Annotated in this window: 18 protein-coding genes and 2 tRNA genes; 8 read left to right on the top strand and 12 right to left on the bottom strand. The window is 72.2% G+C overall.

What is annotated here, in order from left to right; translation table 11 throughout:
* Window positions 1-498: 498 nt before the first annotated feature.
* The 4 genes from rsrA to ACH4K1_RS20490 all read right to left on the bottom strand — a co-directional run bounded on the left by rsrA (window position 499) and on the right by ACH4K1_RS20490 (window position 3,291).
* A complete protein-coding gene (gene rsrA, locus ACH4K1_RS20505; RefSeq protein ID WP_398090707.1) occupies window positions 499-819 on the bottom strand; it encodes a mycothiol system anti-sigma-R factor in 321 nt (106 codons plus the stop codon).
* Window positions 816-1,472 (bottom strand): sigma-70 family RNA polymerase sigma factor, encoded by a 657-nt coding sequence (locus tag ACH4K1_RS20500; protein WP_228990643.1) that lies wholly within the window; start codon window positions 1,470-1,472, stop codon window positions 816-818. The genes rsrA and ACH4K1_RS20500 overlap by 4 nt, the downstream gene beginning before the upstream one ends.
* Window positions 1,473-1,773: 301 nt before the next feature.
* Window positions 1,774-2,421 carry an alpha/beta family hydrolase gene (locus tag ACH4K1_RS20495; RefSeq protein ID WP_398090706.1) on the bottom strand — a complete coding sequence of 216 codons (648 nt, stop codon included), beginning with the start codon at window positions 2,419-2,421 and terminating at the stop codon, window positions 1,774-1,776.
* A gap of 54 nt (window positions 2,422-2,475) precedes the next feature.
* Window positions 2,476-3,291 (bottom strand): SOS response-associated peptidase, encoded by an 816-nt coding sequence (locus ACH4K1_RS20490; protein ID WP_398090705.1) that lies wholly within the window; start codon window positions 3,289-3,291, stop codon window positions 2,476-2,478.
* A gap of 53 nt (window positions 3,292-3,344) precedes the next feature.
* On the opposite strand from ACH4K1_RS20490, the gene ACH4K1_RS20485 reads away from it, so the two are divergent.
* From ACH4K1_RS20485 to ACH4K1_RS20470, 4 genes are all read left to right on the top strand, one after another.
* The gene (locus tag ACH4K1_RS20485) at window positions 3,345-4,058 is read left to right on the top strand and encodes a M50 family metallopeptidase (RefSeq protein ID WP_398090704.1); all 714 of its coding nucleotides are present in this window, start codon (window positions 3,345-3,347) and stop codon (window positions 4,056-4,058) included.
* A gap of 103 nt (window positions 4,059-4,161) precedes the next feature.
* Window positions 4,162-5,514 (top strand): 3-phosphoshikimate 1-carboxyvinyltransferase, encoded by a 1,353-nt coding sequence (aroA, locus tag ACH4K1_RS20480; protein ID WP_398090703.1) that lies wholly within the window; start codon window positions 4,162-4,164, stop codon window positions 5,512-5,514.
* A 4-nt stretch (window positions 5,515-5,518) separates the two neighbouring features.
* Entirely contained in the window at window positions 5,519-6,535 is a 1,017-nt protein-coding gene (gene rsgA, locus ACH4K1_RS20475) for a ribosome small subunit-dependent GTPase A (protein WP_398090702.1), read from the top strand.
* Between the two features lie 176 nt (window positions 6,536-6,711).
* Window positions 6,712-7,035 carry a DMT family transporter gene (locus ACH4K1_RS20470; RefSeq protein WP_398090701.1) on the top strand — a complete coding sequence of 108 codons (324 nt, stop codon included), beginning with the start codon at window positions 6,712-6,714 and terminating at the stop codon, window positions 7,033-7,035.
* Between the two features lie 31 nt (window positions 7,036-7,066).
* On the opposite strand, the gene ACH4K1_RS20465 is transcribed toward ACH4K1_RS20470, so the two are convergent.
* On the bottom strand, window positions 7,067-7,633 hold the full coding sequence (locus ACH4K1_RS20465; protein WP_398090700.1) for a TetR/AcrR family transcriptional regulator: 567 nt from the start codon (window positions 7,631-7,633) through the stop codon (window positions 7,067-7,069).
* A 134-nt stretch (window positions 7,634-7,767) separates the two neighbouring features.
* Between ACH4K1_RS20465 and hisN the strand changes: the two genes are divergently transcribed.
* Window positions 7,768-8,571, top strand: coding sequence for a histidinol-phosphatase (gene hisN, locus ACH4K1_RS20460; RefSeq protein WP_398090699.1), 804 nt, complete (start codon window positions 7,768-7,770; stop codon window positions 8,569-8,571).
* Between the two features lie 334 nt (window positions 8,572-8,905).
* Window positions 8,906-9,310, top strand: a complete 405-nt coding sequence (locus tag ACH4K1_RS20455; protein WP_398090698.1) for a cyclic nucleotide-binding/CBS domain-containing protein — start codon at window positions 8,906-8,908, stop codon at window positions 9,308-9,310.
* 106 nt (window positions 9,311-9,416) lie between these two features.
* Here ACH4K1_RS20455 and ACH4K1_RS20450 read toward each other — a convergent pair whose 3' ends face one another.
* Window positions 9,417-10,868, bottom strand: coding sequence for a catalase (locus ACH4K1_RS20450; RefSeq protein ID WP_398090697.1), 1,452 nt, complete (start codon window positions 10,866-10,868; stop codon window positions 9,417-9,419).
* A 256-nt stretch (window positions 10,869-11,124) separates the two neighbouring features.
* On the opposite strand from ACH4K1_RS20450, the gene ACH4K1_RS20445 reads away from it, so the two are divergent.
* A complete protein-coding gene (locus ACH4K1_RS20445; RefSeq protein WP_398090696.1) occupies window positions 11,125-11,544 on the top strand; it encodes a Fur family transcriptional regulator in 420 nt (139 codons plus the stop codon).
* Window positions 11,545-11,727: 183 nt separating this feature from the next.
* On the opposite strand, the gene ACH4K1_RS20440 is transcribed toward ACH4K1_RS20445, so the two are convergent.
* The 4 genes from ACH4K1_RS20440 to ACH4K1_RS20425 form a co-directional block, all read right to left on the bottom strand.
* Window positions 11,728-11,801: transfer RNA gene (locus tag ACH4K1_RS20440), tRNA-Met, on the bottom strand.
* A gap of 106 nt (window positions 11,802-11,907) precedes the next feature.
* Entirely contained in the window at window positions 11,908-14,016 is a 2,109-nt protein-coding gene (locus ACH4K1_RS20435; RefSeq protein WP_398090695.1) for a tetratricopeptide repeat protein, read from the bottom strand.
* Window positions 14,017-14,241: 225 nt separating this feature from the next.
* Window positions 14,242-14,315, bottom strand: a tRNA-Met gene (locus tag ACH4K1_RS20430).
* A 42-nt stretch (window positions 14,316-14,357) separates the two neighbouring features.
* The gene (locus ACH4K1_RS20425) at window positions 14,358-17,366 is read right to left on the bottom strand and encodes a UPF0182 family protein (protein ID WP_398090835.1); all 3,009 of its coding nucleotides are present in this window, start codon (window positions 17,364-17,366) and stop codon (window positions 14,358-14,360) included.
* A gap of 136 nt (window positions 17,367-17,502) precedes the next feature.
* On the opposite strand from ACH4K1_RS20425, the gene ACH4K1_RS20420 reads away from it, so the two are divergent.
* Window positions 17,503-18,063: a PPA1309 family protein gene (locus tag ACH4K1_RS20420; RefSeq protein ID WP_398090694.1), complete on the top strand. Its 561-nt coding sequence runs from the start codon at window positions 17,503-17,505 to the stop codon at window positions 18,061-18,063.
* 47 nt (window positions 18,064-18,110) lie between these two features.
* On the opposite strand, the gene ACH4K1_RS20415 is transcribed toward ACH4K1_RS20420, so the two are convergent.
* Window positions 18,111-19,223, bottom strand: a complete 1,113-nt coding sequence (locus ACH4K1_RS20415; protein ID WP_398090693.1) for a PDZ domain-containing protein — start codon at window positions 19,221-19,223, stop codon at window positions 18,111-18,113.
* 101 nt (window positions 19,224-19,324) lie between these two features.
* Window positions 19,325-19,495, bottom strand: coding sequence for a hypothetical protein (locus tag ACH4K1_RS20410; RefSeq protein WP_228990574.1), 171 nt, complete (start codon window positions 19,493-19,495; stop codon window positions 19,325-19,327).
* Window positions 19,496-19,500 lie beyond the last annotated feature (5 nt).

Genomic DNA, 19,500 nt, shown 5'->3' with positions numbered 1-19,500 from the left:
GCGGACCACCGCCGCGGCGACCGCCGGACCGGCGGACCACAGCCCCGCCGGGGGCGGCACGGGGCCAGGGGGCGGCGGCGCGGACGAGGGTGGGCGGGGAGGCCCGGCGGGGAGCGGACGGCGGCCGTTCCATCCGCCCGGCCGGAGCGCCGGGGACGGCAGCCGACCGCATGAAGGCGGCGGGGAGGGGCCCGGGGGGAACAGCCCGGCGGCGACCCGTACGGAGCCTCCGGCACGGGACCGGCGTCCGGCCGTCTCCCAGCCGGGGCCGAGAGCGGCGGTCACGGCCGCCGCGCCCCACGGGGCCGGGGCGCCGGGGGCGTACGCGGGGAGGGTGCACCGGATCGCGCCGGGAACGGCGGCCAGGATCACGACGCGCGCCGCCCCCGGTGTGCCCCTCACGCCCTCACTCGCCCCCGCATGGTCGATGGACGCGCCACGCTAGCGAGTTGGAGTGTTCACCGAGCCGTTACGGAGCCGATTAGCACCTTCGGGTGACTATTCGGCGGCGGTGGCGGTCCGGTCCGCGTCCTGCACGGCCACGTCCTGCTCGGGCACGGCCTCGCCCGCCCGGATCAGCTCGATCCGGCCCATCACCTTGGAGCGCAGGTCGGTCGGAACGTCGTCCTGCCCGCAGCAGCGCTTGACCAGCTTCTTCACGGCCTGTTCGAGGCCGTACTTCTCCAGGCACGGGGAGCATTCCTCGAAGTGCACCTCGAACTTGGTGCAATCGCCCTCGGGCATCTCCCGGTCGAGAAACTCGTAGAGGTGGTCGAGGACCTCCGAGCAATCCGTCTCGTGCGGCTCTCCGCAGCTCATGAGGCCGAGCCCTTCCGATCGTCCGAACCACCGGCGCCGGCCGCGACGAGCCCGCGCTCGCGCGCGTAGTCCTCCAGCATGCCGCGCAGTTGGCGACGGCCGCGGTGCAGCCGGGACATCACCGTACCGATGGGTGTCCCCATGATGTCCGCGATCTCCTTGTAGGCAAAGCCCTCGACATCGGCGAGGTACACGGCGATGCGGAACTCCTCGGGAATCGCCTGGAGCGCCGACTTCACGTCGGAGTCCGGGAGATGGTCCAGGGCCTGGGACTCGGCCGAGCGCAGACCGGTCGACATGTGCGACTCGGCCCGCGCGAGCTGCCAGTCCTCGATCTCCTCGGCGGCGCTGCGCTGGGGCTCCCGCTGCTTCTTGCGGTACGAGTTGATGAAGGTGTTGGTGAGGATGCGGTACATCCACGCCTTGAGGTTGGTGCCCTCACGGAACTGGTGGAAGGAGCCGTACGCCTTGGCGTAGGTCTCCTGGACCAGGTCCTCGGCATCGGCCGGGTTGCGCGTCATGCGCAGCGCCGCCGAGTACATCTGGTCGAGAAAGCCCAGGGCGTCCCGCTCGAAGCGCGCGTTGCGCTCGGCCGGCGTCTCCGGTGCACGGCCGTCGTCGGTCCCTGTGTCGGTCCCAGTGACCGGACCCACCTCCTCCAACGATGTGGCGGGACCGAGACCGGACCCGCTCGCATCGGAGAATAGTCGACCTTGCTTGCGGACGGCCTGTCGATCACCACCGCCCACGAGCCGCTCGGGGGTGGTCCTCGCCGCGGGCAGCACGGTCCACTCCAGGTCAGCGGCGTTCGAGCGACTGGGGCAGATGGTCGAACCCATGCGACGGACTCCCTCTCCACGTACGACGTTGTTGCACCGACGTCCCGAACAACAGCGCCCCCGGGCGGGGCATTCCCGGGGTCGGCGGCGCCTCCTCCGGGCGGGGCCCGGGCGGTCATCCGAGGGGCGCGAGCCATCCGGCGACCGCGTCGGTGAGGACGCCCATCGCCTGTTCCTCCGTCAGCCCGGACTTCTTGGGCACCGCGAACCCGTGGTCGCCGTGGGGCACCTCGGCCAACGCGTACCGGCCGGGAGGGAACTCGCCGGGCCGGCCGAAGGGGTCGCCGCCGCCCTGCACCACCAGCGTGGGTACGCCCGTGCCGAGCAGTTCGGCGGCGCGGGACTTCTCGGGCCTGCCCGGCGGGTGGAGCGGGAAGGCGAGCGCGAGCACGGCCGCCGCGCCCAGTCCGGCCGCGGTCCGGCAGGCGACCCGGGCCCCGGCGCTGCGGCCCCCGGCGACGACGGGCGGCCCGGCGGCGGCCAGGGCGGGCCACACTCCGCGCCACCCGGCGTCCAGGGTCTTCGGGGCGGGGGCCACCTTCTTGCCGGCCACCCGCCAGGGCTGCTCCACCAGGGCGACGGTGACGCCGCGGCCGGGCAGGGCGCGGGCGAGGGCCTGGAGGTCCCGGGCCTCGATGCCGCCGCCGGCCCCGTGGCTCAGGGCGAGGACGAGGCGGGGCCCGGCGGTGGTGGCGGGAACCCAGGTGATCCGGGCCTCACCGGCGTCGGTGACGACGTTCTGCGTACGGGGTCGACGGCTCACCGCCCCATCCTCCCCCGTGCGCGAAGCGGAACGGCGCGCGGGCCCGCCTGCCGCTCAGAACAGCGTGGACTCCTCCGGGGCGGCCAGTTCCTCCAGCAGCTCCGGCCCGTTGTTGCGGACGTTGCTGACGGCGGTGGCGACCGGGTAGGCGCGCATCAGCCCGCCCGGCGGCGGCTCCAGCAGGGCGCGCAGTTCGTCGACGCCGGTGTGCGTGGGGTCCAGCCAGGTGTCCCAGCGGTCGGGGGTGAGCATCAGCGGCATCCGGGGGTGGATGTCGGCGAGCACCTCGGGCCCCTCTGCGGGGGCGACGGCCAGCGGAGTGGTCTCCGCCTCGGTGGTGATCACCGAGCACGTGGCCCACCAGGCGTTCTCGTGGTCGCCGGGGAGGGTCGCGTCGCGCCAGAACTCGTACAGCCCGGCCATCGCGAAGACCGAACCGTCGGCGGGGGTGACGAAGTAGGGCTGTTTGCGGGGCCGCTTCTTGCCCTTCTCCTCCTCCAACTGCCGCTCCTGCGCGCCGGTGACCCACTCGTAGTAGCCGTCGGCGGGCAGGATGCAGCGGCGCTGGGCGAAGGCGCGGCGGAAGGAGGGCTTCTCGTGGACGGTCTCCGCGCGGGCGTTGATCAGCCGGGCGGCGCCGTCGGGGGTCTTCGCCCAGGAGGGTACGAGCCCCCATCTCAGGGCGCGCAGCTGGCGAACCGGACGCGGGTCGTCGGCGTCCTTAACAGGACGCTCCAGAACCGCGTAGACCTTCTTGGTCGGCGCCACGTTCCAGTCCGGCTCCAGGGTCTCGGTGGGTTCCCACTTCTCGACGCCGAAGAGTCCGGTCAGGTCCTCGGGCTTCCGACTGGCTGCAAACCGTCCGCACATAAGTGCCAGACTGCCACGACCGCCCACCCCGACCGCAAGGAGTCGCCCGGCCGATGAACAGCAGCGAATTGGGCGATCTGTGGGATCGCGTCACCGGCACCCAGCCCGCCCCCGAGCAGTGGCTGGTGGTGGTGACGGCCGTCCTGGCGCTGATCGCCGTCGTGCCCGACCCGCTGTGGCGGCTCGCCCGCAACACGATCACCATCGCGCACGAGGGCGGCCACGGCCTGGTGGCGCTGCTCACCGGACGGCAGCTCTCCGGCATCCGGCTGCACTCGGACACCAGCGGGCTGACCGTGAGCCGCGGCAAGCCGACGGGGATCGGCATGATCCTCACGGCGGCGGCGGGCTACACGGCCCCCTCCCTGCTGGGCCTGGGCGGCGCCTGGCTGCTCACCAACGGCAGGATCACGCTCCTGCTGTGGGTGGCGACGGCGCTGCTCGCGGTGATGCTGGTGATGATCCGCAACGTGTACGGGGCGCTCACCGTCATCCTGACCGGCGCCACGTTCCTGATGGTGTCCTGGCTGGCCTCGTCGGACGTGCAGTCGGCGTTCGCGTACGCGGTGGTGTGGTTCCTGCTGCTGGGCGGGGTGCGGCCGCCGTTCGAGCTCCAGTCCAAGCGGCGGCACGGCGGGGCGCCGGACTCCGACGCCGACCAGTTGGCCCGGTTGACGGACGCCCCGGCGGTGCTGTGGCTGTTCCTCTTCCACGCGGTGTCGCTGTGCTCGCTGACCGGCGGCGGCCGGTGGCTGCTCGGCTGGTGAGGGCCGGCCGACCGTCCCGGTCCGCCCCCCTGGCTGGCTACGGGATGGTTTGCGCACTTTTCGCCAGGAACCAGGCGGGTGCGGAACCACTAAAGTAAGGGCCATGACCGAGAGTTCCGTGCACCCTGCCCTGTGGCCCGCTCCCCACGCGAGCGGCGCCGTCGACGCGACCGTCACCGTGCCCGGATCGAAATCGGTCACCAACCGCGCCCTCGTGCTGGCCTCGCTGGCCTCCGAGCCGGGCTGGCTGCGCCGCCCGCTGCGCTCCCGCGACACCCTGCTGATGGCCGACGCGCTGCGCGCCATGGGCGTCGGCATCGAGGAGACCGTCTCCTCCTCGTCCGCGAGCAGCCCGTCCGCCGCGGCCTCCCCGGACGCCACGGGCGAGGCGTGGCGGGTCATCCCGGCGGGGCTGCACGGCCCGGCGACGGTGGACGTCGGCAACGCCGGCACGGTGATGCGCTTCCTGCCGCCGGTCGCCACCCTCGCCGACGGCCCGGTCCGCTTCGACGGCGATCCCCGCTCCTACGAGCGCCCGCTGACCGGCGTGATCGAGGGGCTGCGGGCGCTCGGCGCGCGGATCGACGACGACGGGCGCGGGGCGCTGCCGCTGACCGTGCACGGCGGCGGGGCGCTGGTGGGCGGCCCGGTGTCGATCGACGCCTCGTCCTCCTCGCAGTTCGTCTCGGCGCTGCTGCTGTCGGCCCCGCGCTTCAACCACGGCGTCGAGGTCCGGCACACCGGGACCACGCTCCCCTCGATGCCGCACATCCGGATGACCGTCGACATGCTGCGCGCGGTCGGCGCCCAGGTGGACGAGCCGGAGACGGGCGGCGAACCGAACGTCTGGCGGGTCTCCCCCTCCGCCCTGCTCGGCCGGGACCTGACGATCGAGCCGGACCTCTCCAACGCCCAGCCGTTCCTGGCGGCGGCCCTGGTGACCGGCGGACGGGTCACGATCCCCGACTGGCCCGAGCGCACCACCCAGCCGGGCGACGCACTGCGCGAGATCTTCACCGCGATGGGCGGCAGCTGCGAGCTGACCGAGCACGGACTGACCTTCACCGGTACGGGCCGTATCCACGGCATCGACGTGGACCTCGGCGAGGTCGGCGAGCTGACCCCGGGCATCGCGGCGGTCGCGGCGCTGGCCGACTCCCCCTCGACGCTGAGCGGGGTGGCCCATCTGCGGCTGCACGAGACGGACCGGCTGGCCGCGCTGACCAAGGAGATCAACGAGCTGGGCGGCGACGTCACCGAGACGGCGGACGGGCTGCACATCCGCCCGCGCCCGCTCCACGGCGGCGTCTTCCACACGTACGACGACCACCGGATGGCCACCGCGGGGGCGATCATCGGTCTGGCGGTGAAGGGCGTGGAGATCGAGAACGTGGGCACGACCGCCAAGACCCTGCCGGACTTCCCGGCCCTGTGGACCGGAATGCTCGGGGCCTAGACCCATGCGCCGCTACGGGAAGAACCCCGACGAGGACGACATCCGCGTCCGCCCCAACCGCAAGGGCAACCGCCCGCGCACCCACATCCGGCCCAAGCACGAGGACGCCGAGGACGGCATGGTCCTCACCGTCGACCGGGGCCGGCTCACCTGCCTCGTCGAGGGCCGGACCGTGGTGGCGATGAAGGCCCGTGAGCTGGGGCGCAAGGCCGCCGTGGTGGGAGACACCGTCTCCATCGTCGGCGACCTCTCCGGCGAGAAGGACACCCTGGCCCGGATCGTGCGCATCGCCCCGCGCCGTACGGTGCTGCGCCGCACGGCGGACGACGACGATCCGTACGAGCGCGTGGTCGTCGCCAACGCCGACCAGCTGGCGATCGTCACCGCCCTGGCCGACCCGGAGCCCCGGCCGCGCATGATCGACCGCTGCCTGGTCGCGGCGTACGACGGCGGCCTCTCCCCGCTCCTGGTGCTGACCAAGTCCGACCTGGCATCGCCGGACGCGTTGCTGGAGGCGTACACCCCGCTCGGCGTCCCGTACATCGTGACCAGCCGTGAGGAGCTGGAGACGGGGGGCGCGGCGGAGCGGGTCCGCGAGCAGTTGGCGGGCAAGATCACCGCCTTCGTCGGGCACTCCGGGGTCGGCAAGACGACCCTGGTCAACGCCCTGGTGCCGGAGGACCGGCGGCGGACCACCGGCGATGTCAACGCGGTCACCGGCCGGGGGCGGCACACCACCACCTCGGCTCTCGCGCTGCCGCTGCCCGGCGACCGGGGCTGGGTGGTCGACACCCCCGGCGTGCGCTCCTTCGGGCTGCACCACGTCGACCCCTCGCGCGTCATCCACGCCTTCCCCGACCTGGTGCCGGGCACCGAGGGGTGCCCGCGCGGCTGCACCCACGACGAGAACCAGCCCGAATGCGCTCTGGACGCCTGGGTGGCCGAGGGGCACGCCGATCCGGCCCGGCTGGACTCCCTGCGCAGACTGCTCGCGACCCGGGAGCGGCGCGAGGGCGACTGACGGCGCGAGGACGGCTGACGGAACCAGGACGGTTGACGCCGCGAGGACGGCTGACGGGACCGTCCGGCCGGAGTCGGCCGCGGCCGCCCGGGCATGTTTGCGTGCTTCAACGACCGGTAAAGGCATAATCGCACCGAGCGGGACGAAGCCGTCACCTACGCGGGAGGCAACTGACGATGGCGTGGCTGCTGGTCGTGGTCGCAGGACTGCTGGAGACCGGCTTCGCCGTGTGTCTGAAGCTCTCCCACGGATTCACCCGGCTCTGGCCGACGATCGCGTTCGCCTCGTTCGCGCTGGGCAGCTTCGGTCTGCTGACCCTGGCGCTGAGGAAGCTGGACGTCGGCCCGGCGTACGCGGTGTGGACCGGCATCGGGGCGGCCGGGACCGCGATCTACGGCATGGTCTTCCTCGGCGACGTGGTCTCCACTCTGAAGCTGGTCTCGATCTCGCTGGTGATCGTCGGCGTGATCGGCCTCCAGCTCTCCGGTTCGGCGCACTGAGCCCCGGCCGGCTTCCCGTCACCGCCCGCTCCTATCCCAGGGGCCGGGCCGCCTCCCGGACCAGCCGCAGCGCACCGCTGTCCGCCGCGTCGTCGCCCGGTACCGGGACGACCACGCAGGACAGCGCGAGCCGTAACGCGATCTCGCAGCGTCCCGCCGCGCCCCCGGGCGTGGCGTCCGCCGTCCGCGCCCGCACCAGCGCGAGCAGCTCCTCGGGGGTCGGCGGCGGCTGCCCGCCCGTACGTCCCCGGGAGCCCGGCCGGCGGTCCGGGCGGGGCAGCCCGTCCGCCCAGTGCCCGGTCAGCAACGCCTTGACCAGCACGTCCTGCCGGGCGGCCCGCAGGGTCCAGAGGGCGACGGCGGCCGGGCGGTCGGGCCCCGGGGCGCCCAGCGCGCGGTCCACCCCGGCGAGGTAGTCCTCGGCGGCCCGCCGCAGCAGGGCCCCGGCCAGCCCCTCCTTGGTGCCGAACGCGTTGTAGAGGGTCTGCCGGGAGACCCCGGCCAGGGCGGCGACGTCGGCCATGCGCACGGCGCGCCAGGGCCGGTCCTCCAGCGCCCGGTGGGCGGCCTCCAGCAGGGCCTGCCGTGCTCTCCGCATCGCCGCCACCCCCTGCCCCGGGATTCCTGCGGTTCAGAGTTGACCCGCTCGTGGGGGCTGTCAAGGGGGCGCGGAGAAGGCGGCGGCCGGGGGCGCGTTGGCCCGCGCACGACGGCCCTGGATACTGTGACGGCATGCCCGACTACCACGATGATCTGCGCCTCGCCCACGTACTGGCGGATGCCGCCGACGCCGCGACCATGGACCGGTTCAAGGCTCTCGACCTGAAGGTGGAGACCAAGCCGGACATGACCCCGGTGAGCGAGGCCGACAAGGCCGCCGAGGAACTGATCCGGGGCCACCTGCGTCGGGCCCGCCCCAGGGACGCGATCCTCGGCGAGGAGTACGGGGTCGAGGGAAGCGGTCCGCGCCGCTGGGTGATCGACCCGATCGACGGCACCAAGAACTACGTGCGCGGCGTGCCGGTGTGGGCGACGCTGATCTCGCTGATGGAAGCGGGCCCGGGGGGCGACTTCCAGCCGGTGGTGGGGCTGGTCTCCGCGCCGGCGCTGAACCGGCGCTGGTGGGCGGCGAAGGGCGCGGGCGCCTTCACCGGCCGCAGCCTCACCTCCGCAAGCCGGATGCAGGTGTCGAAGGTGCACCGGATCTCCGACGCCTCGTTCGCGTTCTCCTCGCTCTCCGGCTGGGAGGAACAGGGCCGCCTCGACGGACTCCTGGACCTCACCCGGGCCTGCTGGCGGACGCGGGGGTACGGGGACTTCTGGCCGTACATGATGGTGGCGGAGGGCTCCGTGGACCTCTGCGCCGAGCCGGAGCTGTCGCTGTGGGACATGGCGGCGAACGCGATCATCGTGCAGGAGGCGGGCGGTCGTTTCACCTCGCTGGACGGGGTGGACGGCGTGGACGGCGGGAACGCGGCGGCCTCCAACGGCGCGCTCCACGACGACCTGCTGAGCTACCTCGACCGGCGGTCCTGACACCGCCCGGTCCGGCTGCCCCGAACTGCGGCCCTGACACCGCCCGGTCCGGCTGCCCCGAACTGCGGCCCTGACACCCCTCCGCCGGGCTGCCGGGGCCGGTGCGCTTCCGGGTTTCCCGGCACGGCTCTGCCGAACCCCGGGTGCGCGGGCCTGTCCGAAACCACCCGGTTCACGCGGCGCGTGGGGGCGCGGCATGAGATGTCCGCACGCCCTCCCCGCACTTCACCCACCTCTTGTCGGCCCGCCCCGAGGGTGCGACTCTGGGACTCCCCCGCTTGTGAACTTGTGAATCGACTCACAGAGTGGGTTCACCGAGGAGGTGGCTCGTTTCATGCTCGTCCGTGACGCCATGAGCACGGTGGTCCTCACCGTCGGCCCCACCCATACGCTCCACCAAGCGGCCCGGCTGATGTCGGCCCGCCGGATCGGAGCGGCTGTCGTCCATGATCCGGACACCTTCGGGCTCGGCATCATCACCGAGCGCGACATTCTCGACGCGGTCGGGGCGGGGCTGGACCCCGCCCGGGAGACCGTATCCGCCCACACCACCACCGACGTCGTGTTCGCCGCGCCGGCCTGGACCCTGGAGGAGGCCGCGGAAGCCATGACGCACGGCGGGTTCCGGCACCTGATCGTGCTGGACGGCGAGGGCGCGGTGGGCATCGTGTCGGTGCGCGACATCATCCGCTGCTGGTCGCCCGCCCGCCGTCGGCGCCCGGTCGCGGCCGCCGGCTGAGGCCCGCCGCTCCCGGCCGTCCCGCCACCCGTCTCCCGTACCCCGACGACCGGTGGGCCGGACCCCCGTGAGGGAGTCCGGCCCACCGTCGACGGCAAACGCCCGGTCAGCCGCGCAGGGCCTGGACCGCGGCTTCCAGCCGCTTGCCGAAGTCGCCGTCCGCCTGGCGGAAGTTGTTGATCGCGCGCTCGGCGATGTCGTCGCGCGAGACCTTGGCGATGAACCCGGCGAGGTTGTCGATCAGCCGGGCCTTCTCGTCCTCGGAGTAGAGCCGGTAGAGGTTGCCCGCCTGCACGAAGTCGTTGTCCTCGGCGTGCACGGGGGCCTCGGTGTTGCCGGTGACACCGGTGACCGGGACCGGCTGCCACAGCGGCCGGTCGGTCTGGGCGGGGCCGCCGAAGCTGTTCGGCTCGTAGTTCTTGGCGCCCTGGTGACGGCCGTCGTAGAGGTAGCCGTCCCGGCTGTTGGTCCGCGCCTCGGTGGCGTGCGGGCGGTTCACCGGCAGGTGGTCGGCGTTGATGCCGACGCGGTAGCGGTGGGCGTCGCCGTACGCGAAGAGGCGGCCCTGGAGCATCTTGTCCGGGGAGGGGCCGATGCCCGGCACGAAGTGCGCGGGGCTGAAGATGGACTGCTCGACCTCGGCGAAGACGTTCTGCGGGTTGCGGTTGAGCTCCAGCTTCCCGATCTCGATCGGCGGGTAGTCCGCGTGCGGCCACACCTTGGTGAGGTCGAACGGGTTGAAGCGGTAGGTCGCCGCCTCCGCGGCGGGCATGATCTGGACCTGCACCGTCCAGGAGGGGAAGTCGCCCCGCTCGATCGCCTCGCGCAGGTCGCGCTGGTGGCTGTCGGGGTCCTCGCCGGCGAGCCTGTTGGCCTCCTCCTGGGTGAGGTTCTTGATGCCCTGGTCGGTCTTGAAGTGGTACTTGACCCAGAAGACCTCGCCGGCCTCGTTGTTCCACTGGTAGGTGTGCGAGCCGTACCCGTTCATGTGGCGCAGCGTGGCCGGGATGCCGCGGTCGCCGAAGAGCCAGGTCACCTGGTGCGTCGACTCGGGCGACAGCCCCCAGAAGTCCCAGACGTTGTCCGCCTCCTGCGATCCGGTGTACGGGTCGCGCTTCTGGGTGTGGATGAAGTCGGGGAACTTGATGGCGTCCTTGATGAAGAACACCGGGGTGTTGTTGCCGACGAGGTCGTAGTTGCCCTCCTCGGTGTAGAACTTCAGCGCGAATCCGCGGGGGTCGCGCACGGCGTCGGCGGAGCCGAGGTTGCCGGCGACGGTGGAGAAGCGCAGGAAGGTCTCGGTCTGCTTGCCGACCTCGGAGAGGAACTTCGCCCGGGTCCACTGCGAGACGTCACGGGTCAGCGTGAAGGTGCCGTACGCGCCGGCGCCGCGGGCGTGCACGACCCGCTCCGGGATGCGCTCGCGGTTGAAGTGGGCGAGCTTCTCCAGGAGCGCCTGGTCCTGGACGAGAACCGGACCGCCGGGGCCCGCGGTCTCACTGTTCTGGTTGTCGGCGACCGGCGCGCCGGCCTCCGTGGTGAGCGGTCCCTGCGTCACGTGCGCCTCCTGCGTCATGTCCTGCGCTTCGGTGATCGGCCCGCCTCTGTCGCGGGGTCGATGGTCAGCGCAGCCTGTCCCTTGGCCTATGCCGGTCTCGATCCTACAATGGACAAAGTCCAAGTCAAGCGAGCATCCAAATCAGATTTCCATCCAAGATCACCGTCCATCCAGGATCATGGAAGATCCAGAATCACCGCACGTCCAAAGTCACACCCGATCGGGATTCCTTCCCTCCACTGTTAGGCTGGGCCCCATGAGCGACCTGCTGGAACGACTTCGCGGACGCGGCTGGCGCATGACGGCGCAGCGGCGTGTCGTGGCTGAGGTCCTCGACGGGGACCACGTGCACCTGACGGCGGACGAGGTCCACGCGAGGGCCGTCTCCCGGCTGCCGGAGATCTCCCGCGCCACCGTCTACAACACGCTTGGGGAGATGGTGTCCCTCGGCGAGGTGCTGGAGGTGTCCACCGACCGCCGGGCCAAGCGCTACGACCCGAACGCCCACCGCCCCCACCACCACCTGGTGTGCGGCCGGTGCGGCGCGATCCGGGACGTGCACCCCGCGGGCAACCCGCTGGCGGACCTCCCGGCGGACGAGCGCTACGGCTTCATGGTCTCCGACGTCGAGGTCACCTACCGCGGCCTCTGCCCGGACTGCGCCCCCGCCGCCTGAAAGCGGCCCCGGCCGGGCCCTCCCGTGGAGACGGGCGGGCCCGGCTTCGCGCGTTCACCGTGCTCCTCGTCGGCCACCGCGGGCCTTCCCGGCCGCCGCCTCCCGGCCGCCGCCTCTGCCTCTCGGCCTCCGGACATGGCGAAGGCCCGGATCTCCAGGAGATCCGGGCCTTCGTCTTTTCAGTAGCGGGGACAGGATTTGAACCTGCGACCTCTGGGTTATGAGCCCAGCGAGCTACCGAGCTGCTCCACCCCGCGTCGGTGAATGCAACGTTACGTCAGCGGGTCGGGCGATGCAAATCCCTTCACGGCGCCCCGGCCGGGGCGCCGTTCGCCGCCGGTCACGGCGCCGGGCGGCCCGGCGTCACGCGGTCAGCTCCTGGTGGAGCGCCTCGCGCAGCCGCGCCGCCCGCTCGGCCACCTCGGCCGGCCCCAGCTCCACGGCCCGCGCGCACCAGCGCTGCCCCTCCGTCAGCTCGCCCCGGCGGGCGGCGAGGAGCGCCAGGCGCAGCGCGGCGCGGCCGTGCCCGGCCCCGGCGGCCCGGGTCCACCACAGCGCGGCCTCGCGTTCGCTGCCCTCGCGGGCCAGCAGCAGCCCGAGGTTGAAGGCCCCGTTGCGGCTGCCCGCCTCGGCGGCCTCCCGGTACCAGTGGGCGGCGCTCTCCACGTCCCCCCGGGCGGCGGCGAGCATGCCGACCCGGACCTGGGCGCGGCGGTGGCCCTGCTGGGCGGCCCGCTCGTACCACTCCTCGCACTCGGTCTTCTCCGGCATCGGCTCGCCGAGCGCCGGAGGCCCCGGGGGCGGCTGGCGCGCGTCCAGCACCCCGGCCAGCCGGAAGGCCGCCTCCGCGCTGCCGCCGCCCGCCGCGCAGCGCAGGTGCCGCTCGGCCTCCTGGTCCTCTCCCTCACGGAGGAGGGCGATGCCGACCTGGAGCGCGGCGTCGGTGTGCCCCGCTGCCGCGGCCCGCTCGTACCAGCCGAGCGCCGTACGGTCCTCGTCGCGCCCCGCATGCAGGATGCCCAGGTTGAAGGCGGCGTCGACGCTGCCCGCCTCGGCCGCCTTGGAGAACCAGGGCTCGGCCCCGGTGTGGTCGCCGGCCTGGAGGAGCAGGACCGCGAGCGCGTTGGCGGCCTCGCGGTGCCCGGCGTACGCGGCGCGGCGGTACCACTGCTCAGCCTGCGGGATGCGGTCCTGGGCGGCGCAGAGCAGCCCGAGGTTGTACGCCCCGTTGACGTCCCCGGCGTCCATGGCGGCCCGGTACCAGCGCTCGGCGGTCTGCTGCTCACCGCGTGCGGCGTGCAGGGCGCCGAGCGCGTTGGCGGCGTTGCCGTCGCCGTCCTGGGCGGCGCGCAGCCACCACACGGCGGCGCTCTCCTCGTCGCCGGCGTCGCGCAGCAGGAACCCCAGCGCGCAGGCGGCGCGCGCTTCGCCCGCCTTGGCGGAGGTGAGGTACCAGCGCCCGGCCTCCTTCAACTCGCCGCGTCGCTCCAGGATCGCACCGAGGTGCAGGGCGGCGCGCCGGTGGCCCCGGGCGGCGGCCTGGCGGTACCACTGCTCGGCCTCGCCGACCCGGCCCGTGGCGGGCCCCGCCACCGGCCCGTCGCCGTCGGCCGCGCCCTTGCCCGCCGCGCCGTCCGCGGGGGGAGCGGGCGCGACGCCCGGCAGGCTCAGCCCCGTCCCGGTCCGCACCGGGCCGCGGCCGAGGCCGAATGCCTCGTGCGGGTCCTCGACGGCCTTGCGCTCCAGCGCGCGGGCCAGCCGGTAGGCGGCCTCGCGGTGCCCCTGTTCGGCGGCGGCGCGCAACCAGCGCTCGGCGCCGACGTCGCTGCGGTGCTCCAGGAGGTCGGCGAGCGCGTACGCGCCGAGCGCGTGGCCCTGCTCGGCGGACTGCCGCAGCCAGTACTCGGCGCCGGGCTCGTCGCCGCGCTCGCGGAGGTGCCGTCCGAGCGCGTGCGCGGCGGCGGCGGAACCGGCCACGGCGGCGATGCGCCACCAGCCGGCGGCCTCGTCCGGGTAGCCGCGCTGGTGCAGCAGGACGCCCAGGTTGTTGGCGGCGGCCCGGTCGCCGTCCGCGGTGGCGGCGCGCAGATAGCGCTCGGCGCCGTCCAGGTCCCCCCGGCGCAGCAGCAGGGCGCCCAGGACGCTCATGGAGGCGGTGTCCCCCGCGTCGGCGGCGCGTCGGTGGCGCGCCTCGCTCTCGGCGTGGTCCGCGGCGTCGACCGCGTCGGTGGTGGCATCCTCGGGGACGGCGCCCTCGGGTGCGGGTCCGCCCTCGGGCGCGGCGCCCTCATCGGACGGGACCGCCTCGTCGGACGAGGTCGTGCCGAGATCGCCGGTCCGCTGGACCGGTGTACCCGCCCCGGCGATGGCAGCGGCGAAAGCCGCGTCTACCGCGCTCTCCCCGTCGTGGCCGCGCTGCCGCACAAACCGCCCTGTCTCCAACAGAGTTGCCCTGTCCCCCATAAATACCATCGTCGCACCACCTGTAACCCGCGTACACCTCGTATATCGCGGACAGTGAGGTCACTACAGCGTTTTGTCGACATGCCCACAGAGAGACAAGTCAAACACGTCCGGACCCCACTGCTGCCCACCGAACCGCGCTTCACGCCCACCGTGTGAAATCGACACGGCACCCTCACCCCAGGCATGGCGAAGGCCCGGATCTCCAGGAGATCCGGGCCTTCGTCTTTTCAGTAGCGGGGACAGGATTTGAACCTGCGACCTCTGGGTTATGAGCCCAGCGAGCTACCGAGCTGCTCCACCCCGCGTCGTTGTGTTCAAACACTATCACGACGCGGGGTGGACTTTTCTCAGCTGCCCTGGTCGGAGCCCTTCTCGGCCCCTTCGGACTCCTCCGCCGGGGCCGCGGACTTCTCGGCGCTCGCGGGTGAGGCCGAACTCTCCGGCTCGGCGTCGCCCGCCGGCTTGTCGCCGTCGGCCTTCTCCCCCTCGCCGCCCGCCTTGGGCTGCGCGGCGGCGGCCCGCTCCAGCGCCTCCTGGAGCGCGTCCTGCGCCTTGCCGTAGGCCGGCCAGTCCTGCTCCTTGAGCGCCTTCTCGCCGTCCTCGTACGCCTTCTGGGCGTCCGCGATGGCCTTCTTGAGCGCCGCGTCACCGGTGGCCGGGGGCTCGTCGGTCTCGCCCGGCGGCTCGCTCGGGTCGGGCGGCGTCGTGTCCGCGTCGCCGTCGACCCCGAAGACCGCGTTGAGGGCGTCTCCCAGGCTGTTCTCGAAGACGATCTTCGATCCGTACGAGGCGGCGACCTTCCGCAGCAGCGGGTAGTTCTGGTTGCCGCCGCGCGTGTAGACCGGCTCGATGTAGAGGAAGCCGCCCTCCAGCGGGACCGTCAGCAGGTTGCCGTACTCGATGTCCGAGTCGGTGCCCTTCAGGTTCCTCACGAACTCGGCGACGTCGTCGTTGCCGTTGAGCTCGCTCTGCACCTGGCCGGGGCCCTTCACCGTGGAGGTGACCCGCAGCAGCCGCATGGTGCCGTAGTCCTTGCTGGCCGCGTCCGCGTTCACCGCCATGAAGGCCCCCAGGTTGGGACGGCCCCGGGGGGTGAACGTGGTGGTCAGCGAGAACTCCTGCGCCTCCTGGCCCGGCATCTTCATGCTCAGGTAGTACGGCGGAACGGAGCCCGGCTCCTTGTTGGTCGGGTCGTCCGGCACCTGCCACGCGTCGGAACCACTGTAGAACTGCGCGGGGTCCTCGACGTGGTAGCGGGTCAGCAGCTCGCGCTGGACCTTGAAGAGGTCCTGCGGATACCGCAGGTGGTCCATCAGCGCCTTCGGGATGTCGCTCCGGGGCTCGACCGTCCCCGGGAACGCCTTGCGCCAGGTCTTGAGGACCGGGTCCTCGGTGTCCCACTCGTACAGCTTGACCTTGCCGTCGTACGCGTCGACGGTGGCCTTCACCGAGTTGCGGATGTAGTTGACCTGGTTCTGCTGGGCGACGACCGCGCGCTGGTTGGTCGTCAGCGAGTCGGCCGTGGTGTCGCCGAGCGTCGTCCGGGACGCGTACGGGTAGCCGTTGCTCGTGGTGTACGCGTCGACGACCCACTGGATCCGGCCGTTCACGACCGCCGGGTAGGCGTCGCCGTCGATGGTCAGCCACGGGGCGACCGCCTCGACGCGCTCCTTGGGCGTGCGGTTGTACAGGATCCGCGAGCCCTCGCCGATGGCTCCCGAGTACATGATCTGCGGCTCGCTGAACGAGACCGCGTACGCGGCGCGGTTGAAGCCGTTGGAGAGGCTGACCCCGCTGTCGCCCTTGTAGCTGGTGGTCTTCTCGCCGTCCTCCTCGTAGTCGAGCTCCTTCTGGGGCCCGCCGACGATGGAGTACTGCTCGGTCTTCTCGCCGTAGTAGATCCGCTGCTCGTACCTGCCGAACTCACCGGTGGAGGGCAGGCCCGACTCGGTGAAGTCCGGGGACCCCGTCGGGTTGGTGCCGGTGGTGGTGCCGCGGGCCGCGATGGCGCCGTAGCCGTGGGTGTACGTGAAGTGGTCGTTGATCCAGTTCCGCTTGGGGATGCCCTGGATGTTCAGCTCACGCAGCCCGATGACGGTGTCCTGCTCCTTGCCGTCCTCGTCCTTGTAGCGGTCGACGTCGAGCGTCTTGGGGAACTGGTAGTAGTTCCTCCGCTGCTGGAGCTGCTGGAAGGCCGGCGAGACGACGTTGGGGTCCATCACGCGGTAGCTGGCGGCGGTGTTGGCCGCGGCCCGCAGCTTGGTGTCGTCCTCCGTGGCCGCCTGTCCGTCGTAGTCGTCCACCTTGGCGTCGTCGATGTCGTACGCGTCGCGTGTGGCGTCGATGTTCTTCTGGATGAACGGCGCTTCCTTGGCCTGCTCGTTCGGCTGGACCTGGAACTTCTGCACGATCGCCGGGTAGAGCCCGCCGATCAGGATCGCCGAGAGCACCATCAGGCCGAAGCCGATGACCGGGAGCTGCCAGGTGCGGCGCCACAGCGTCGCGAAGAACAGCACGGCGCAGATCGCGGCGATGCAGAACAGGATGGTCTTCGCCGGGAGGTAGGCGTTGGCGTCGACGTACCGCAGACCCGTCCAGTTGTCGGTGGCCTTGAAGTCACTGGACTTCACGGCCAGTCCGTACCGGTCGAGCCAGTACGCCACGGCCTTCAGGGAGACGAAGATGCCGAGCAGCACCGAGAGGTGGCCGGTGGCCGCCCCGGTGGCGCGGGCGCCGGGGCTGGTGATGCGCAGTCCGCCGTACAGGTAGTGGGTCAGCGCGGCGGCGATCAGCGAGAGCACGGTCGCCGCGAAGCCGAAGCCCAGCAGGAAGCGGTACCACGGCAGGTCGAACGCGAAGAAGGCGACATCCAGCTTGAACTGGGGGTCCTTCTGGTTGAACGGCACGCCGTTGATGTACAGCAGCCAGGTGCGCCACTGGCCGGAGGAGGAGGCTCCGGCGATCAGTCCGACGAGGGCCGTGACGGCGAGCAGCACCCACTTCTTGTAGGGGGCGATGCTCATGCGGTAGCGGTCCAGGCTCTGCTGCTCCAGCGACATCGCGCTCAGCGGCGGCCGGAGCCGGTGCGCGAGCCAGATGTTCACGCCGACGGCGATCGCCATCAGCAGTCCGAAGACGAGGAACAGCCCGATCTTGGTCCACAGGGTGGTGGTGAAGACGGATGAATACGCGACCGACCTGTACCAGAGCCAGTCCGTCCAGAACCCCGCGAACATGACGAAAGCCATGGCGAGGACCGCCAGGACACCCAAAGTCATGAGCAGGGTTCGGGCACGCCGGGACGGGCGGCCGACTCTGATCCGTGGCCCGGTCGGGCCTCCGCCGCGGTCCGGCATCTGGAAAGCCAACGTGCGCACCTCGAAGTTCGCGGTCGTGTGGAGCAGGCCCAGGGATCGTAGAGCCCACCTATGCAACTTACTGAGGCTTTACCTAGTTCCCGTTCCCGGGGCGGAAGGAGGCAGGATATTGCCCATGCCCAACGTTTCCCCCGCAGGACCCCCGATGGCCGCGAGTCCGCTCACCGTCGCCGTCCTCGAAATCGACGCCTATGCCTCCACCCTCGGCTGGGACCAGCCGGCCCGGCTGTTCGCCCTGGTCGACACCGCGCAACTGCGCGTCCAGGAGCCCGGTCTGGCCGCTCAGCTGGGCCTGGAGGACCCCAACTCCTCCGTCGCCGCGCTCACCCCGATCGAACAGGACGAGCTGCCGCCGGGTACCGCGCTCGACGACTTCCTCGCCACCATCGCCTGGCCCGACGCGGTGGTCGGCTGCGCCATGACGGTGGAGCGGCTGATGCTGCCGCCGTCCGCCGAGGCCTCCGTGCCCGAGGGACTCAGCGACCAGCAGCTGACGAAGTGGGTGGCCGGCCACCCCGACCGGCAGGAGGTGCGGATGACGGTGGCCGTCCTGCGGGACGGGGCCCGCGAGTCCGCCGTACGGCTGCGCGAGAAGGATTCGCCCACCGAGGTGCTGACCGGCGCCGGCCTGGTGCCCGGTCTCGCCGAGGCGCTCGCGGCGACGTTCGAGTCCTGAGCCGGCCGCTGCCCGGGAGCCCTCGCGGGCCCCGGGCGGCGCGGTCGTCAGCCGGTCGAGCAGCTGGGCAGGCCGGCGGTCTTCCCCGCGCGGATCAGCTCCATCGACTCCGTGGCGTCCTCGATGGTCTTGACCCGCACGAGGGTGAGCCCGTCGGGCGTGTCGGCCGCGGCCGACGCACAGTTGTCGTCGGGCGTGAGGAAGTAGCGGGCCCCCGCCTCGCGGGCGGCGACCAGCTTCATGGTGATACCGCCGATCGGGCCGACCTCGCCCGCGTCGTCGATGGTGCCGGTGCCCGCGACGAACGTGCCGCCGGTCAGGTCGCCCGGCGTGAGCTTGTCGATGATGCCCAGGGAGAACATCAGCCCGGCGCTGGGGCCGCCGACGTCGGCGAGCTTGATGTCGATCTCGAACGGGAACGTGTGGTCGGTCCCGGCCCTGATGCCGACGATCGCCCGGCCCTCGCCGCCCGCCTCGCCCTCGCCCTGGGCGGGGGCCTTCACCGTCTTGACGGTGATCTTCTCGCCACCCTCGGGGGCGCGGCCGGCCTTCTCGGCGGCGGCGGCCTCCTTCGCCGGGACGATGGTGAAGGTGACGTTCTCGCCGGGGCGGTGCTCGGTGACGAGCTTCGCCACGTCGTCGGGCTCCTTGACCGCCGTGCCGTCGACGGCCTTGATCACGTCGCCCGCGTGCAGCTTGCCCTCGGAGGGACTGCCCTTGACCACCGTGGAGACCACGACCTGCGTGGCGACCGGGATGTCCAGTTGCTTCAGGGCCGCCACCTTGGCGCTCTCCTGGGACTGGCTGAACTCCTCGGCGTTCTCCTGGGTGGACTGCTCCTCGGTCTTCCCGTCCGGGTAGAGCGTGTCGTGCGGGACCACGACGCTGTCGTGGGCCAGCCAGCCGTAGACGGCCTCGACGATGTTCATCCGGTACTCCGCCCCGGTGACGCGGACCGTCGTCATGTTGAGATGGCCGGAAGCCGGGTACGTCTTGCGACCGGAGATCTGCAGGACGGGCTCGCCGCGCGCGTCGCCCAGGGTGTTCACCGTCGGTCCGGGGGACATCTCCGCATACGGCACTTTGATCAGCACGCCTGCGCAGAGCAGCGCGATGAGGACGAGGGTGGAGGCGAGCATCGTCGCGGTGCGGCGTGGCATGGAACGACAGTACGGGAAGGGCCTGTCAGTGCACCGCCGGGGCCGGGCCGTCCGGGGGCGACCGGAACGCGGCGGCAGGCGTCACGCGGCGTGCGTCGGTCTCAGGCGGCCTCGGAACCGGAATGCGATTTGGCCATCGCGTCCCGGAAACGGGCGTAGCCGGCGAGTTCGGTGACATCGCCGGTCGTGCGATCGCGGGCAGCCCAGCCCGCCCATATCGCACCGCCGACAGCAGCTATGACAGGAATCAACAGCCACGCGAGTGCCGCCATCACGA

Origin of the sequence: Streptomyces sp. NPDC017448 (assembly GCF_044330565.1) — a bacterium.
In the GTDB taxonomy this organism is placed as follows: Bacteria; Actinomycetota; Actinomycetes; order Streptomycetales; family Streptomycetaceae; genus Streptomyces.
Note: the sequence above shows the minus strand (reverse complement) of the source record. Positions and strands in the feature narration are given on the sequence as shown.

Bases quoted from the DNA above. Each gene is read 5' to 3' on its own strand.
- rsrA (WP_398090707.1), bottom strand. From the start codon at position 819: ATGAGCTGCGGAGAGCCGCACGAGACGGATTGCTCGGAGGTCCTCGAC.
- ACH4K1_RS20490 (WP_398090705.1), bottom strand. From the start codon at position 3,291: ATGTGCGGACGGTTTGCAGCCAGTCGGAAGCCCGAGGACCTGACCGGA.
- ACH4K1_RS20485 (WP_398090704.1), top strand. From the start codon at position 3,345: ATGAACAGCAGCGAATTGGGCGATCTGTGGGATCGCGTCACCGGCACC.
- aroA (WP_398090703.1), top strand. From the start codon at position 4,162: ATGACCGAGAGTTCCGTGCACCCTGCCCTGTGGCCCGCTCCCCACGCG.
- rsgA (WP_398090702.1), top strand. From the start codon at position 5,519: ATGCGCCGCTACGGGAAGAACCCCGACGAGGACGACATCCGCGTCCGC.
- ACH4K1_RS20470 (WP_398090701.1), top strand. From the start codon at position 6,712: ATGGCGTGGCTGCTGGTCGTGGTCGCAGGACTGCTGGAGACCGGCTTC.
- ACH4K1_RS20465 (WP_398090700.1), bottom strand. From the start codon at position 7,633: ATGCGGAGAGCACGGCAGGCCCTGCTGGAGGCCGCCCACCGGGCGCTG.
- hisN (WP_398090699.1), top strand. From the start codon at position 7,768: ATGCCCGACTACCACGATGATCTGCGCCTCGCCCACGTACTGGCGGAT.
- ACH4K1_RS20455 (WP_398090698.1), top strand. From the start codon at position 8,906: ATGCTCGTCCGTGACGCCATGAGCACGGTGGTCCTCACCGTCGGCCCC.
- ACH4K1_RS20445 (WP_398090696.1), top strand. From the start codon at position 11,125: ATGAGCGACCTGCTGGAACGACTTCGCGGACGCGGCTGGCGCATGACG.
- ACH4K1_RS20435 (WP_398090695.1), bottom strand. From the start codon at position 14,016: ATGGTATTTATGGGGGACAGGGCAACTCTGTTGGAGACAGGGCGGTTT.
- ACH4K1_RS20425 (WP_398090835.1), bottom strand. From the start codon at position 17,366: ATGCCGGACCGCGGCGGAGGCCCGACCGGGCCACGGATCAGAGTCGGC.
- ACH4K1_RS20420 (WP_398090694.1), top strand. From the start codon at position 17,503: ATGCCCAACGTTTCCCCCGCAGGACCCCCGATGGCCGCGAGTCCGCTC.
- ACH4K1_RS20415 (WP_398090693.1), bottom strand. From the start codon at position 19,223: ATGCCACGCCGCACCGCGACGATGCTCGCCTCCACCCTCGTCCTCATC.
- ACH4K1_RS20410 (WP_228990574.1), bottom strand. From the start codon at position 19,495: ATGGCGGCACTCGCGTGGCTGTTGATTCCTGTCATAGCTGCTGTCGGC.